16 protein-coding genes are annotated in these 14360 nt (G+C 64.9%); all 16 read right to left on the bottom strand.

Annotated features, from left to right (window positions below):
• Positions 1-119: 119 nt before the first annotated feature.
• The gene (locus L0966_RS20795) at positions 120-971 is read right to left on the bottom strand and encodes a protein-glutamate O-methyltransferase CheR (protein ID WP_370640794.1); all 852 of its coding nucleotides are present in this window, start codon (positions 969-971) and stop codon (positions 120-122) included.
• Positions 971-2119: a chemotaxis response regulator protein-glutamate methylesterase gene (locus tag L0966_RS20790; protein ID WP_234053997.1), complete on the bottom strand. Its 1149-nt coding sequence runs from the start codon at positions 2117-2119 to the stop codon at positions 971-973. The genes L0966_RS20795 and L0966_RS20790 overlap by 1 nt, the downstream gene beginning before the upstream one ends.
• Positions 2120-2172: 53 nt before the next feature.
• A complete protein-coding gene (locus tag L0966_RS20785) occupies positions 2173-2553 on the bottom strand; it encodes a PleD family two-component system response regulator (RefSeq protein WP_234053996.1) in 381 nt (126 codons plus the stop codon).
• Between the two features lie 181 nt (positions 2554-2734).
• Entirely contained in the window at positions 2735-3226 is a 492-nt protein-coding gene (locus L0966_RS20780; protein ID WP_234053995.1) for a chemotaxis protein CheW, read from the bottom strand.
• Positions 3223-6120: a chemotaxis protein CheW gene (locus tag L0966_RS20775; RefSeq protein ID WP_234053994.1), complete on the bottom strand. Its 2898-nt coding sequence runs from the start codon at positions 6118-6120 to the stop codon at positions 3223-3225. Before L0966_RS20775 ends, L0966_RS20780 begins: the two co-directional genes overlap by 4 nt.
• A gap of 98 nt (positions 6121-6218) precedes the next feature.
• Positions 6219-7895: a methyl-accepting chemotaxis protein gene (locus L0966_RS20770; protein WP_234053993.1), complete on the bottom strand. Its 1677-nt coding sequence runs from the start codon at positions 7893-7895 to the stop codon at positions 6219-6221.
• 34 nt (positions 7896-7929) lie between these two features.
• Positions 7930-8415 carry a hypothetical protein gene (locus L0966_RS20765; RefSeq protein ID WP_234053992.1) on the bottom strand — a complete coding sequence of 162 codons (486 nt, stop codon included), beginning with the start codon at positions 8413-8415 and terminating at the stop codon, positions 7930-7932.
• Entirely contained in the window at positions 8412-8795 is a 384-nt protein-coding gene (locus L0966_RS20760) for a hypothetical protein (protein ID WP_234053991.1), read from the bottom strand. Before L0966_RS20760 ends, L0966_RS20765 begins: the two co-directional genes overlap by 4 nt.
• Positions 8792-9361, bottom strand: a complete 570-nt coding sequence (locus L0966_RS20755) for a rod-binding protein (protein WP_234053990.1) — start codon at positions 9359-9361, stop codon at positions 8792-8794. Before L0966_RS20755 ends, L0966_RS20760 begins: the two co-directional genes overlap by 4 nt.
• 49 nt (positions 9362-9410) lie before the next feature.
• A complete protein-coding gene (locus L0966_RS20750) occupies positions 9411-9812 on the bottom strand; it encodes a hypothetical protein (RefSeq protein ID WP_234053989.1) in 402 nt (133 codons plus the stop codon).
• Between the two features lie 7 nt (positions 9813-9819).
• On the bottom strand, positions 9820-10575 hold the full coding sequence (locus tag L0966_RS20745) for a flagellar biosynthetic protein FliR (RefSeq protein WP_234053988.1): 756 nt from the start codon (positions 10573-10575) through the stop codon (positions 9820-9822).
• Positions 10572-12656 (bottom strand): flagellar biosynthesis protein FlhA, encoded by a 2085-nt coding sequence (gene flhA / locus L0966_RS20740; protein WP_234053987.1) that lies wholly within the window; start codon positions 12654-12656, stop codon positions 10572-10574. Before flhA ends, L0966_RS20745 begins: the two co-directional genes overlap by 4 nt.
• Before the next feature lie 190 nt (positions 12657-12846).
• Positions 12847-13113, bottom strand: a complete 267-nt coding sequence (gene fliQ, locus L0966_RS20735) for a flagellar biosynthesis protein FliQ (protein ID WP_234053986.1) — start codon at positions 13111-13113, stop codon at positions 12847-12849.
• Positions 13110-13526 (bottom strand): flagellar hook assembly protein FlgD, encoded by a 417-nt coding sequence (flgD, locus tag L0966_RS20730; protein WP_234053985.1) that lies wholly within the window; start codon positions 13524-13526, stop codon positions 13110-13112. Before flgD ends, fliQ begins: the two co-directional genes overlap by 4 nt.
• A 55-nt stretch (positions 13527-13581) precedes the next feature.
• Positions 13582-14001, bottom strand: coding sequence for a flagellar biosynthesis repressor FlbT (gene flbT / locus L0966_RS20725; RefSeq protein ID WP_234053984.1), 420 nt, complete (start codon positions 13999-14001; stop codon positions 13582-13584).
• The gene (flaF, locus tag L0966_RS20720) at positions 13998-14345 is read right to left on the bottom strand and encodes a flagellar biosynthesis regulator FlaF (protein ID WP_234053983.1); all 348 of its coding nucleotides are present in this window, start codon (positions 14343-14345) and stop codon (positions 13998-14000) included. The genes flbT and flaF overlap by 4 nt, the downstream gene beginning before the upstream one ends.
• Between the last annotated feature and the right edge of the window lie 15 nt (positions 14346-14360).

Raw genomic sequence — 14360 nt, 5'->3', positions numbered from 1 at the left:
GCAGCAATAGCCTCGCGCGCTCTCCGGACTTCGCGAGAGGGAAAGAAGCTCAAAGAGCGCCATCCGCGGCATCAGGATGCTCCCTCCTGACGCCGCCACCCAAGCCCTGCCGGGCCGCCTCAGATCTTCATACCAACAGGCGCCGGCCGTACGGCGGGCGTGACGTTGGGCACATATGTGCAGCGATGCTGCGGCAACGGCTTGAAGGCATCGCCAACGCCAATCACCGTTTCGGCCGCGCCGAGGACGAGGAATCCATCGGGCGTAAGCGCCCGCGCGATACGCGCCAGGATGTCCGCCTTCGTCGGCGCATCGAAATAGATGAGCACATTCCGGCAAAAGACGATGTCGAAGGTACCGAGGCTGGCGAAGGACTCGAGCAGATTGAATTTGCGGTATTGCACCATCTTGCGGACGGGTTCCTTCACCTCCCAGAGGTCACCGACCTTGGTGAAGTACTTCATCAGCATCTGCACGCCCATGCCGCGCTGAACCTCGAACTGGTTGTAGCGTCCAGCCCGCGCCCGTTCCAGCACCTCGTTCGAGAGGTCGGTGCCGATGATCTCGACGTCACGACGTCCAATGAGACCGGGATTTTCCAGCAGCAGAATGGCGAGCGAGTACGGCTCCTGACCGCTCGACGCAGCTGCGCACCAGATGCGCAGCTTCTGACCCGCCGGCCGTGCGGCATGCAAGGTCGGCAGCATGGTGCGGGTGAAGTCCTCGAATGGGGCCTTGTCCCGAAAGAACAGAGTCTCATTCGTCGTCATCGCTTCCACGACGGCGCTGGAGATGATGGCTGATGAGCCATCCTTCAGAACGGCCGCAAGTTTCGAGAAGTCCGCCAGGTCGAACTTCCGCAGCAGCGGCATCAAGCGACTTTCGAGCAAATAATGCTTGTCGTCGGTGAGCAGCAGGCCCGATCTCTGTTTCAGGAAACGGGAGAAAAACTCATAATCCGAAGCACTGATCACCGCCGTCCCCCCTCGACCAACCGGATCACTTTGCGGCCGATGCCATCCAAGGGCAAGATTTCGCAGGCGTTTCCGGCTGCGGCGGTGGCGCCGGGCATGCCCCACACCACACTGGTTTCTTCATCTTGAACGATCACGCTGCCGCCGGCGTCGGTCACAACCCCCGCGCCCTTGGCCCCATCACTCCCCATCCCGGTGAGTACCACAGCGAGCATGCCCTGGCGGTACACAGCGGAAATGGCCGCGAACATGGGGTCCACCGCCGGCTTACAGAAATTCACTGGCGGCGCATCCGAAAGCCGGATCACGACATTTCCGCCAGACTTTTCCAGCAGCATGTGCAAGCCACCCGGAGCCACATAGATGTGCCCCGGCAACACTGGAGCGCCATCTGTGCCCTCGGCCGCTGGCAGGCCAGAGGCACGGCCCACATGCTCAGCCAGAATGGCGGTGAAAGTGGGCGGCATATGTTGAGTGATCAAGACCGGGATGTTCTTCAAATGCGGTCCAATCTCGGTGAACAGGCGCGTGAGCGCCTGCGGCCCTCCGGTGGAGCTGCCAACCGCAAGAATGGACACCGGCGCCATCGAATAAGGCCGCATGCGAGCCGCAGCCGATGCGGCGGATGACGCACCGGCGGGAGCCGTCGCTGGCGGATGCCCGGCTACCGGGCGCGCCGCAGGTGCAGGCGTTGCAGGTGCGCGCGGTGCCACCGTACCGGACCGCGCCGCCTCTGCCACAGCCCTGCGCCGCTGCGCCTTGGCGCCAAGACTGCGCACCTTGGCAAGCAGCTCGCGCTTGAACTCATCCGCATTGAACATGCCGGGGCCGGCTTCGGGCTTGGGCAGATAATCGGCGGCGCCAAGGGTCAGCGCCTTCAGGCTGACTTCGGCGCCGCGTCGCGTCAGCGTCGAAGCCACCACCACCATCGTCCCAGGACGCTGCTTCAAGATGAGGGGCAATGCGGTCAGCCCATCCATCTCCGGCATTTCGAGGTCAAGGATGATGACGTCAGGCTGCGAGCGATCGAGGTCATCGACCGCGCGCCGCCCGTTCGCATGGGTGGCGACCACCTCGAGCGCGCGATCCTCGCCCAACCATCGCGACACGATCCCGCGCACGAAAACCGAATCGTCCACCACCATGACGCGGATGGTGTGGCCTGGGGTCGAGGAGTCGGGATTAACAGACGTTGGGCTCACAGAAGATCCTTTTCCGCCAGACCCACCGCCTCCAGCTTCTCATGCAGGATGTCGTCGTCGAACGGCTTCATGATGTATTCGTCCGCCCCCGCCTCCAGGGCAGCGGCGATGTGTTCCATGTCGTTCAGGCTGGTGCAGAAGATCACCTTTGGCGCCTTGCCCGCCTCAGTGGCGCGCAGACGACGCAGGCACTCAATGCCGCTGACGTTCGGCATTTCCCAGTCAAGCAGGATGACATCCGGCATCGCCTTCGCGCAGCAGTCGAGGGCAATCTGCCCATCGGCAGCCTCTTCGACCAGGAAGCCGAGACGCTCCAGGATACGTCGCGCGATCTTTCGCACGAGGCCTGAATCATCCACCACGAGACAGGTCTTCATGCGTGAAGCTCCTCGAGTGTCTTCGATTGAAATTGGCACCGGCTCGCCAACGGATCCACCAGGATTTGAAACATGGATCGCGCTCGCCGCTGAAACCGAAGACTGATTAAGATGTGCACATCGGGCAGTCGCCGCCGGAGGCGCGCAGGGCTCCGCGCCCCGCCGCCACCGGCGCCGGCGCTCAATAGCTCGATGCGGTGATGGCCTTGACGGTGCCCGCGCCGCGCAGAACCAGCTCGACGTTCAAGATGAGCATCAGCTCACCGGACAAGCGGTGAACACCGGCGGCGACTGCGGACCAGCGGGCATCGAGATTGGCGGGATTGGCCTCCCGCTTCGCGGTGTCCAGGCCCAGCACCTCACCCACGTCGTCGATCATGAGGCCGAACGCCTCACCATCATGCTCGATGCCGACCGCCATGCCCTTGCCTTCGGCTGCCGGAAGGCCCAGCAGGCAGCGCATGTTGAGCATGGTGACGATCCGGCCGCGCAAGTTGAGCACGCCGGCGATGGCCGGCGGCGCAAGCGGAACGCGGGTGATGGCATCGGGGGCGAACACCTCATGCACCATCTGGATCGGAAGCCCGAACAGCTGGGATGCGATGCGCACCGTGACATATTGCTGATAGGTGCCGACCGGGGCCCCCGTCAGAGCTGGAACATGCTCGCTCATGCCGCTGCTCCCTGTCGTCCGGCAAATTCCTTCAACGCCTCGATGAGGCCCGCGCGATCATAGCGCGCGACATAGTCGGTGAACCCCGCCGCGCGCCCGCGCTCGATGGTATCCCGATCCCGCGATGCGCTGACCGCGATGATGGGCAGGTCACGATTGCGCGGGTCGTCGCGCACCGCTGCCGCCAGGGCGAAGCCGTCCATGTCCGGCAGCTCCAGATCGCTGATGATGGCGTCAAACTCCTCGTCATCGCCCAGACGCTCCAGCGCCTCCTGGGCCGAGGAGCATGTGGTGACGTCATAGCCGTTGCCCTTCAGCACCGGCGCCAGCAGGTCACGATGGAACGCGCTGTCATCCACCAGCAGCAGCTTGGGGCGCGTGCTCACGCGCGTCAGCTGCTCGAAGCGCTCGCCGAACGCGACGTTGATGTAGAAGCCCACATCGAGGATCTCGGTCGCCTGGCCGGAGATAACGGCCGCGCCGAGTACTTCCGGCATACCCGAAGGCGACAGCTGCATGTCGAGCGGGGTTTCCACGATATCCACGATCTCGTCGACCAGCAGGCCCATGACGCGACCTTCGGCGGAGAACACCAGCATGGGCTGGGTGCCGCTCTTCGCGCGCCCCACCTCCTCGTTGGCGTAAAGCACCGGAATGAGGGCGCCACGATACTGGATGACTGGATAGCCCTTGACCCGCTCGATGCTGGAAACCTCCAGCTCCTCGATCCGGGTAACGAGGCCCAGCGGCACCGCCTTCGGCTCCCGCGAGCCGGCGCGGAACAGCAGCAGCGACGTGCGCTCTTCCGCCGCCGCAGCCCGATGGGTTGCCTCCGCCGTATTGAGATCCATCTCGGCCGCCTCCGCGCCGCGCGCGGCAGCCCCCTGGGCCAGACCGGCCGGGTCCACGATCATGATCACCCGGCCATCGCCGAGGATGGTGCAGCCGGACACCATGGGCACCTGCCGCAGGGTGGACGACATGGGCTTCACCACGATCTCTTCAGTGTGGGAAACCGCATCCACCACGACGCCGAAGGTTTCCGCGCCCACGCGCAACACCACGATCAGCGCATCCGTCCACTGGTCCGCCTGGTGGGCATCCTGCTCGGGCGCAAGGCCCAGCAGGGTACCAAGCGCGACGATTGGCAACAACTTGTCCCGCAGGCACAGGACCGGCACGTTGTTGAACCAGTTCACCGCATGGTCCGTGCCCGGCTGCACCCGCACCAGCTCGACCACCGCGCTCTGCGGCAGCGCGAACCGCTCGTCCGCCGCCCGCACGATCAGCGCCGGCACGATCGCCAGCGTCAGCGGGATCTTGATGACGAACGCCGAGCCCTGGCCAAGCTTCGAGTGAACCTCGATGGTGCCGCCAATGGCTTCGATGTTCGTGCGCACCACGTCCATGCCGACGCCACGGCCGGACACGCTGGTGACCTTCTCCGCAGTGGAGAAGCCTGCCTGGAAGATGTAGCGGAACGCCTGAACGTCCGGCATCTTCGAGACTTCCGCCTCGGTGGCGAGGCCGCGTTCGACGATCTTCTGCTTGATCCGCCCCACGTTGAGACCGCGACCATCGTCCGCGATCTCGACGATCACATGGCCGCCCTCGTGGTAGGCGGACAGGCGGATGGTGCCGCGCTCGGGCTTGCCAGCCGCGCGCCGCTCCTCGGGCGTCTCCAGCCCGTGGTCGGCGGAGTTGCGCACCATGTGGGTGAGCGGGTCCTTGATCTGGTCCAGCACCTGCCGATCCAGCTCGGTGTCGGCGCCGATCTGCTCGAGCTCGATCTGCTTGCCCAGCTCCTGGCCCAGGTCGCGCACAATGCGCGGAAGCTTCTGCCAGGCATTGCCGATGGGCTGCATGCGCGCACGCATGACCGCATCCTGCAGCTCGCCGGTGACGTTGGACAGGCGCTGCAGGGAGACCTTGTACTCAGAGTCACCCTGCCGACGTGCAATCTCCATCAGCTGATTACGCGTGAGGACCAGCTCCGAAACCATGGTCATGAGCTGCTCGAGCACGCCAACGCTGACGCGGATCGTCTGCGCGGAAAGGGCGGAAGCGTGCGTCCCCTCCTCCGCATTGGCGGGCACGCCAGAGGGCGTGCCGCTGGGACGCTGCGCCCCCCCCTGGGTCGCCGGCGTGCGCCCGTCGGCCTTCGCGATCGCGCCGGAGGTGGTGACTGGAGCGGGAACGGAGGCCGTGGCAGCCTTGGGCTCCGCGGGGGGCTCGGCCTTCGGAGCGTCGCTCTTAGAGGAATCGCCCTTGGCAGAATCACCCTTGGAGGAGGACGCCGACGCTGTCGTCTCGGAAGACGCCGCGGCCGAGGCTGCCGGAGCAGCTTCCTTCGCTTTATCCTTGCCTCGTGCCGGCAGCTCGACCTCGGTCTCCCGGAACAGCCGCTCCAGCTCGTCGAGGGGAATTTCACCCGGAAGCAGGTCCCGCTCGAGGGTCTGCGGGGCAGCCTCAACCTTCGGGGGCTCCGGAACCGGCTCGGGCTCGGGCGGCGGCAACTCGGTGGCCGCCATTTCCTCCAGGAGGCTGATGAGATCCTGGTCGTTGCCTTCCGGTTCCTGCCCGTTGTTCTCCTCGATGGCGGAGAGCATCCACTTGATGCGGTCGATGGTGCTCAACACCAGCGTCACCGCGTCGGCGGTCACCGGCCGGCCGTCCCGGAACTTGCCCATCAAAGTTTCAGCAGCATGCGCGACCGCTGCGAGGCGCGACAGGCCGATAAAGCCGCAAGTGCCCTTGATGGTGTGCACCAGACGGAAAATGTTGTTCAGGATTTCCGCGTTGTTCGGGTCCTGCTCGAACTTAACCAGTTCCACGTCGGCGACGTCGAGACTTTCGTTAGTCTCCGTCAGGAACTCCTGCAACAGGTCGTCCATGGTCTCAACTCCGGGAGGACGGGCTTGGCCCGTCTGAGCTTCGCCGAATGTCCCGCGCCGCCGTTTCGGCGCGGGCCGTTTCCGCCGACGTCGCGCCATCAGGCGGCGCGGACGCGCTCGATGAAAGCCGTCACCTGGCTGCGCAAGTGAGTTGCCTGGGACGACAGATCACTGGCCGCGCTGACGATATCGCCAGAGGCGCGCCCCGTATCCGCAGCCGCGGTGCTCACGCTGGAGATGGAGGACGAAACCTCCTGCGTCCCCTGCGCGGCCTGATGCACATTCTGGGCAATCTCGCCCGTGGCTGTGCCCTGCTCCTCAATCGCCGCGGCGATCGCGCTCGAGATCTCGTCGATCCGACGGATGGTTCCGCCGATGGCCTCAATGGCGTGCACCACCTCGTCGGTCGCGCGCTGGACTTCGCTGATCTGGCCGGAGATCTCCTCCGTGGCCTTCGAAGTCTGCTCCGCGAGGCTCTTCACCTCCTGCGCCACCACGGCGAAACCGCGGCCTGCATCGCCCGCGCGCGCCGCCTCGATGGTCGCATTGAGCGCAAGCAGATTGGTCTGCGAGGCGATGTCGGTGATGAGGTTCACCACCTGGCCGATCCGCCCGGCGCTGACGGCGAGGCCGCGCACCACTTCGGCCGTGCCGTTCGCCTGGGTCGTCGCCTCCCGGGCCACCTTGGCCGAAACCGTCACCTGACTGGAAATCTCGCGCACCGACGCAGCCAGCTCCTCAGCCGCGGAAGCCGCGGTCTGCACGTTGCTGGTGGCCTGCTCGGCCGCCGCCGCCACAACCGTGGACTGACGGGAGGTTTCCTCCGCCGAAGACCGCATGGAGCCGGCATTGCGCTCCAGCACGCCCACGGCATCGGACACCGTCTGAACGACACCAGCGACCGCGCGATCGAACTCCTCCGCGAGGCGGTGCATGCTGACGCGCTTTTCCTCGCTCGCGCGGGTCGCGGCCACCTGCTGCTCGCGCCGCATATCGTCGGCGGCGCGCAGTTCGTCACGCAGACGCTCGGTGGAGTTCCACAGGTCGCCGATTTCGTCCTTCGGGCGCTGGGTGGCCAAGGCGACGTCGAGATCGCCGTCCGCCAGCTTCTGGATCGACGAGGACACCTGCTGCAGCGGACGACTCAGCTTGCGCGTGCCGATATAGAGCGCGATGCCCACGCCAGCCACCAGGCCCACCGCCGTGAAGACGATCAGCATCCAAAGGGTCCGCTGACGCGTGGACGCCTGCTCGTCACGCAGCGGATCGAGCTTGGTGCGGATCTCCGACGTGGCGCGGTCCAGGCTTTTCTGCAAAGCGGTGCGAATGGCCACGTTGGCGGCCAGACCACCACCCGCGGTGAGCGCCGCCTGCGGCCCTTCCGCCAGCGAAGCCTTGAGGATGGCCCGGACCAGCTCGGCGAAGGCCTGCACATCGTCGCTCAGACGCTGCGTGTCGGCCGCGGCGTCTGCGGGCGCCAACCCCTTCAGGGTGTTGAGATCGTTGTTGAGGTTGACGAGCCAGCGCTCGGTATCGTTCGCGGCGACCCGGACCTCGGTGTCGGTCTTGGAGACGTAGACACCACGCGTGTACACGGTGACCATCGCCACGTCCTTGTTCACGCGCTCAGTAAGAAAGGCGCGCTGCCAGACATTGTCGAGCCGCTCCGCGGCGTCGGACACCGCCAGCACGCCCAGCACCGCCACCACGCAGATGGCCAGCGCGGCCACCCCCAGCACGGCGACGATGGAATAGATTTTCCCCGCGATCTTCATCTGCCCCCGCCCCTATTATTGCTTACGCAACCACTCACTTGCCTCCGCCCCCCACCCCAGGCGGCGGCCCACTGCGCAGATCCGTCTTATCGACATAATTCAGGGAATCCACCAGAACCTCACGCACAACATCCCCATTCAGTTGCGCGTTGGTGGTCTGGCGCACGCGTTCGAGCATTTCCGGAAGATTGTATTTCGACATCTTGCCGCTCTCGACGCGGCCGTTAACGTAAATTTCCTGAAAAGCGGCGTTCACCGCAAAGATGCCCGGGTCGATGGACATCTTGCGCAGCTGCGCGGCGTCGGCCGTGAACACCAGCTTCACAAGCACATAGCCCTTCACCGAACCGTCGATGATCATAGGCACGGTGATGACCGGCAGGCGGCGATACTCGAGCCCCGAAATGTAGGGCTCTTCGGACTTACCGTGGTCCGTTCCGGCGACCCAATAGGCGGCGGCGTAGGTCGAAGCCAGCGCCACCACACACACCCACACGCCGATGATGATGAAGCGAATCATCTCCGACGCTCACCGTGTCCAATCGTTGCCGAATAGGTGCCGTCCGATTCCGCATCGCGCATCGCGCGGTCGAGGATGGAGGCCACTTCCTGGGCGGCGGCGAGCTGAACCGAAAGCACGTAGCTGTTGCGCTCCAGTTTTTTCTTAAGGCCGGCAACCCGGGCCAGCAGCTCAGGATCGGCAACCGGCGGCAGAGCCCGCGCGGCCCGGCTCAATTCCAGCAGGCACCGGCTCTTCCGGCGGTTGCTTTCCACGATATCGAGCGGCGTGCGGGTTTCGAACGCGGTCGTTTCCGCGTCGAGCGCCTCCTCGAGGTGATCGATGGCGCTCAGCAAGGTGGCGACGGACGGATTCACGGCTGACCGAATTTCCGCACTCACGAGCTCTCTCCCGTCTTGCCGTCGGCATAACGGCTGCCAGCGGCCCGCGCGATGCTCTGAGCGATACCGATGCCGCCAGCATTGGCGATGGCATCACCGATCTTCTCCGTCAGCATGGTCTTCCAGGCCGAGCCGGCGGTGCCGCTTCCGAACACGCTGTCCGTCTGCGGCATCATGGTGTCGAGGAAGTTGGCGAGCACCATGCCTTCAAACTTCTTCAGCGCTGCCGGCGGTGGCGACGGGCGCGCCGCGAACTGGTCCACCGACCGGCCGCTGAGCGCATGGGCGTTGCGCAGCGTGGTCAGGCTGGTGCCGGAAAAGGCGACCCCGGCGGGAATCATCGCCAGCGACTTGGCCTGGGCATCTTCGTCGAGCCCCGCGGCACCCTTGGCGGTGTCCGCGCCCTTGGCGCTGTCCGAGGCGCCGGTCTTCGTCATCGTCGCGCTGAAATCCGCGCCGCCGCCGGTCGACAGGGCCTTCAGCTTGCCCACGACCTGGCGCACCCGCGAGGTCTCGGCATTCTGCATCACATCCACGACGAAATCGGAAATCGGGCTGATGCCCATGACAGCCGCCCCCTATGCTCAACTACCGGATAATGCTGAAGCGCTATGCTTATGTGAAGCTTGCATCCCGTGGCGGACGCAGCGCGCTCGCCTCCGCGATTTCGCCCACCAGGGCCCGCTCCTCGGCCGCATGAGCGTCGCGGCGGGCGTCTTCTTCCATGTGCTCGGCCCGCTTCACCGCCAATGCCTCTTCCTTTACGCGCTGCTCCTGCGCCTGCTGCCGGGCATTGGCCTGTTCCGCCTCAACGGCCAGGCGCCCCAGACGGCGGCCCGCGTGCTCGAGCAGCAGCGGCCCGAACAGGTCATCCGCCAGCGTCTCCAACAGCGCGCGACGCTGCTCCTCGATCGCCTCCTTCTCGCGTGCGATCGCCACGAGGCGCCACTCCGCGGCCCGCTGCAATTGCTCGCGCACCGCTCGGATCCGCTCGGCTTTCTTGAGACGTTCCTTCATCGCGCCCTCAATGCGTTCGCACCCACCCGCTCAGGGCGAGCATGAACAGCGACAGAAGCTGAGAGATACTCATATAGAGCAAAAACAGCCCCCCCGCAGTGATGAATGGTCCCGCAATGAAATAAACGGCGATTTGCGGAGTGAATTTGTTCACAAGGCCCAGGGCCAGATTCACGCCGATGGAATAGAGCACGAATGGGCTGGCGATGCGCAGGGAGATCACGAAGGTCTCGGAGAACTGGTCCACCACATTGGCCAGCGCCGCGCCGAAATTGATCAGCTCGCCGGGCGGCATCCGGCGATAGCTCTCCAAAATGCCGCGCACCAGTTCCAGGTGCAGGTCACTCATGAAGATGAGCGCCACGACGGTGATGGTGAAAAGGCTGGCGAGCGTCGGCAGCGAAACGTTGTCTTCCAGCGACATTCCCGCGATGCCGGCAAGGCCCACCGCCTGGGAGGCGAAGTTCATCATGGTTTCAAGGGCGGCAATGTAGATGCGCACCAGAAAGCCCAGCAGCGCCCCCGTCAGCATCTCGGCGACGATGGCGGACACCAGCAGGCTCACCGACGCATGCTCCACCCGCGGCGCCACCACCCCATAGACCACCGGCACGAATGCGAAGCTGAGCGCGAGCGCGAGGAACAGGCGCACCTGGGTGGGAATGTTTCGCCCGCCCACCCCTGGCAGCAGCATCAGGCACGAGCCGATGCGGCAGAAGACCAGCATGGCCACGATGACCGCGAGGCTGGCCGCCTCATTCACGAGATGGTTCCGAGCGACTTGATCTCGACGCCACGTGCGATCTCCACATGGGACAGCACCGGCAGGGAGGGGAACATGCGCTCCACGATCATTCGCACATAGGGCCGCGCGTCCGGCGCGGTCACCAGAACGAAGCTCGCTCCATTCTTCATGCGGTCGCGGATCGCCGCCCCCGCCTCGGCCCCGAACTGCTCCACCAGCCGCGGGTCAATATCGAACTCCACCACCTCGCCCTTGGCATCGCGCTTCAGGCTCTGGTGGAAGGCGAGATCCCACTTGCTGCCGAGGCGCAGCACGTTCAGCACGCCCCCGTCGGAAAGGTCGCCGCAGATCTGCTGCGCCATGCGCATGCGCACATGCTCGGCCACCTGCTCGGAGCGCCGCGCGTGGGGCACGATCTCGGCGATCGCCTCCAGGATCAGGTTGAGATTGCGGATGGAGACGCGCTCCGACAGCAGCAGCTTCAGCACCGCCTGCAGGCCCGAGGACGAAATCTGCGAGGGGCAGATATCGTCGATGAGCTTCTTATACTCCGGATCAAGCCGATCCAGCAGACCCCGCATGTCCTTGTAGGACAGGAGCTGCGGCAGGTTGTTGGCGATGACCTCGCTGAGATGGGTGAGGATGACCGTGAGGTTGTCGACCGGCGCGTAGCCCTCGCGCTTTACCTCGCTGCCATAGGCCTCCGCGACCCACACCGCCTTCATGCCGAAGGCCGGCTCACGCACTTCTTCGCCGGGCACATCCGGCTTCGGCCCGTCGCCCACCACCACCAGGAACTCGCCGATGCGCATCTCCTGGGTGGCGACCACCGTGCCATGGATCTTGATCTGATAGCTCTTGTTGGGAACCGAGAGGCTTTCGCTCATGCGGATCTCGGGCACCACGAACCCGTAGCGGACCGCGAACTTGCGCCTCATCTTGCCGATACGGTTGGTCAGCTCGGTGGGCGTGCGCAGCACCTGGCCCGCCAGCTGCTTACCCACACACACCTCGATTTCCGGCGTACGCAGGCTTTCCTTCACCGATTCACGCTGCTCCCGCTCCTTCTTCTGGCGTTCCGCCTCGGCCTTCTCGGCCTCCAGCGCCTGCTTCTTGGCAAGCTGCTTGGGAATCGAATAGCCGACGAACGCCAGCACGCCGCCGAGAATCGCGAACGGCAGCAGCGGAAGGCCCGGCACCACGGCCATGGCGAACATGAGACCCGAGGCGACGAACAGAGCCCGCGGATAGGCGCCGAGCTGCCCCAGCACCGCCATTTCCGCCCGGCCCTTGGTGCCACCCTTCGACACCAGCAGGCCGGCGGCCAGTGATACGATGAGCGCCGGGATCTGCGCCACCAGCCCGTCGCCCACTGACAGGCGCGTGAAGACGTTGGCCGCATCCCCGATCGGCATGCCGTGACGCGTCACGCCGATGATGATGCCGCCGAAGATATTCACCGCGATGATGATGAGGCTCGCGACCGCCTCGCCGCGCACGAACTTGGAAGCACCGTCCATGGAGCCGAAGAAGGAGCTTTCTTCCTCAAGCTCCGAGCGGCGCCGCTGCGCCTCGCGGTCATCGATGAGGCCGGCATTGAGGTCGGCGTCGATGGCCATCTGCTTGCCGGGGATGGCATCGAGGGTAAAGCGGGCGCCCACCTCGGCGATACGCGTCGCGCCCTTGGTGATGACGAGGAAGTTCACCGTCACCAGAATGACGAACACGACGATACCGATAACGAAGTCACCACTCATCACCAGCTGCGAGAAGCCGGCGATGATGTAGCCCGCCGCGTGCACGCCGTCGCTGCCGTGCGAGAGGATGAGGCGCGTGGTGGCGATGCCGAGGCCCAGCCGCAGCAGGGTCGCGATCAGCAACACCGTCGGGAAGGAGGAAAATTCAAGTGGCTTATTGATCCACAGCGACACCATCAGGATGAGAACGGACAACGCGATGGACAGCGCCAGCCCCATGTCGATGAACATCGGCGGGATGGGCAGGAACATGACGCCAAGGATCGCCACGATACCCATGGCGAACCCGATGTCACGACGCGAGCGCGCCGCTACGCTGTCAGTAGCTGGGATGTCGGCCATGCTCTCAAGCTCCGCCCAACACCAAGGCCCCTCGCCACATCCTCAATCACCATTCCCAGAGCCGCCAAAACGCGGGTCTACCGTTTAACATCCCGGGGCCGTGCCTCAGCCCCTCCCCCACTCTGCCCGGACAAGATGACCGGAAGGCCCCCGCCCTGCTCGCCCCGCCTGAGGCCAAGCCCGCCGCACGCTAATAGCCGCTCGAAATCCGACCATAGACCTCTTCCGTGAACGCCATGATGTGCGAACCCATGAAGGAGGCCGTCAACGCCGCAACCGCCAAGACCGCAAGGATCTTGGGAATGAAGGTCAGCGTCATTTCCTGGATCTGGGTCAGCGCCTGAAAGAGGGCCACGAGAATGCCCACAATCATGGCCGCCGCAACGGCCGGCCCGGCCGCGACCAACACCGTCCAAATGGCGGAGTTGACCAGATCGAGCGCGTCCGCCTCGTTCACGAGCCGCTCAGGGTCACGCCATCCTCGATGGCGACGGTCTTGCCACTGGTCAGCGTCGCGACGACACCGTCGCTGGTGATCTGAACCGACGCCACCGTTCCGGAAACCGAGCCATCCGCCGAAGTCAGCGTCTTGCCGATGGCCGACTCCGCCGACTGCAGCGCGGACGACGTCAGCATGGCATCGAGCTTGCTGTTCGTGGTGATCTGCTGTTCGACCTGGGAAAAGGACGCGAGCTGCGACAGATAGGCCGTGGAATCCATCGGATTCGTCGGGTCCTGGTTCTGAAGCTGCGCCACTAGGAGCTGCAGAAAGGTGTCATAGTCGATGGACGTCGCCGACGCGGCCGACGAACTCGTGCTCTTCGTGCTGGTCGCAGCGGCGGCGCTCGTGGTGCTTGAAACAGAAGTCATTGCGGCATCCTTCCCACCGTGGACCGTGCCATATCAGGATTGCGCGAGGCCGCCCTCAGGCCACTTCGCACTGCTGCAGGGCGTTGCCCTCGATGATCGAATCTTCGAGGGGGAAGAGCTGCCGCAGCTGCCGCAGCGCATCAAAGCACCGATCCTCGGCGAGAGCCGACTTCACCTGCTCCAGCTGCACCAGCATCTCCTGGTTGGAGTAGGCACGCATCACCGCGGTCAGGTGCCCCGACGCCAGGCGCCGGGCCTCATCGGCACTGCTCGGATACATGAGCACCGACTGCACGATGAAGTAGAGCTGACGCAAAGGCGTGGTGGTGTTCTCCACCTGCATCACGTGACCCTCGAGCAGAAAGACAGCATCATTCAGCAGCTCGAGCGTCACCTTGCGGTCGGCGCAGAACACCGCGCCGTTGAGATAGATCTTCTCTCCGGCCTTCAGCGAGATACGCATCGCCTTCGTCATTTCAGGCCGTCCCGAATAGTGCGGTTCACATCGATCAGCAGCGCCACATCCCGGGTCGGATCACTCAGGATGCGATCCGCTTCCTGGATGATCCAAAGGCCGAGCGACGCCAGGTTCACGCGCAGGGTTTCCGGCAGCTCGTTCTGCGCGTCCGCGATGTCGGCGATGAAGAACCGCCACATCTTCTGCACCGTCAGCAGCGCCGTGCGCATTTCCGGGCTTCCGGGGCCCGCTGCCTGTGCCTGAACCAGAAGATCCATGGCCATGTCGAACGCCTGGCGTTCGCGCTCGCGCCCGGAGGTCCCAGCCTCGTCGAGAATTTCCGCATATGCGAATTTGTACATGGCACCCCTCTTACG

The organism is Xanthobacter sp. NM-59, assembly GCF_021401125.1.
In the GTDB taxonomy this organism is placed as follows: Bacteria; Pseudomonadota; Alphaproteobacteria; order Rhizobiales; family Xanthobacteraceae; genus Xanthobacter.
The sequence above is the reverse complement of the archived record's forward strand: the minus strand, read 5'-3'. Positions and strand labels throughout refer to the sequence as shown.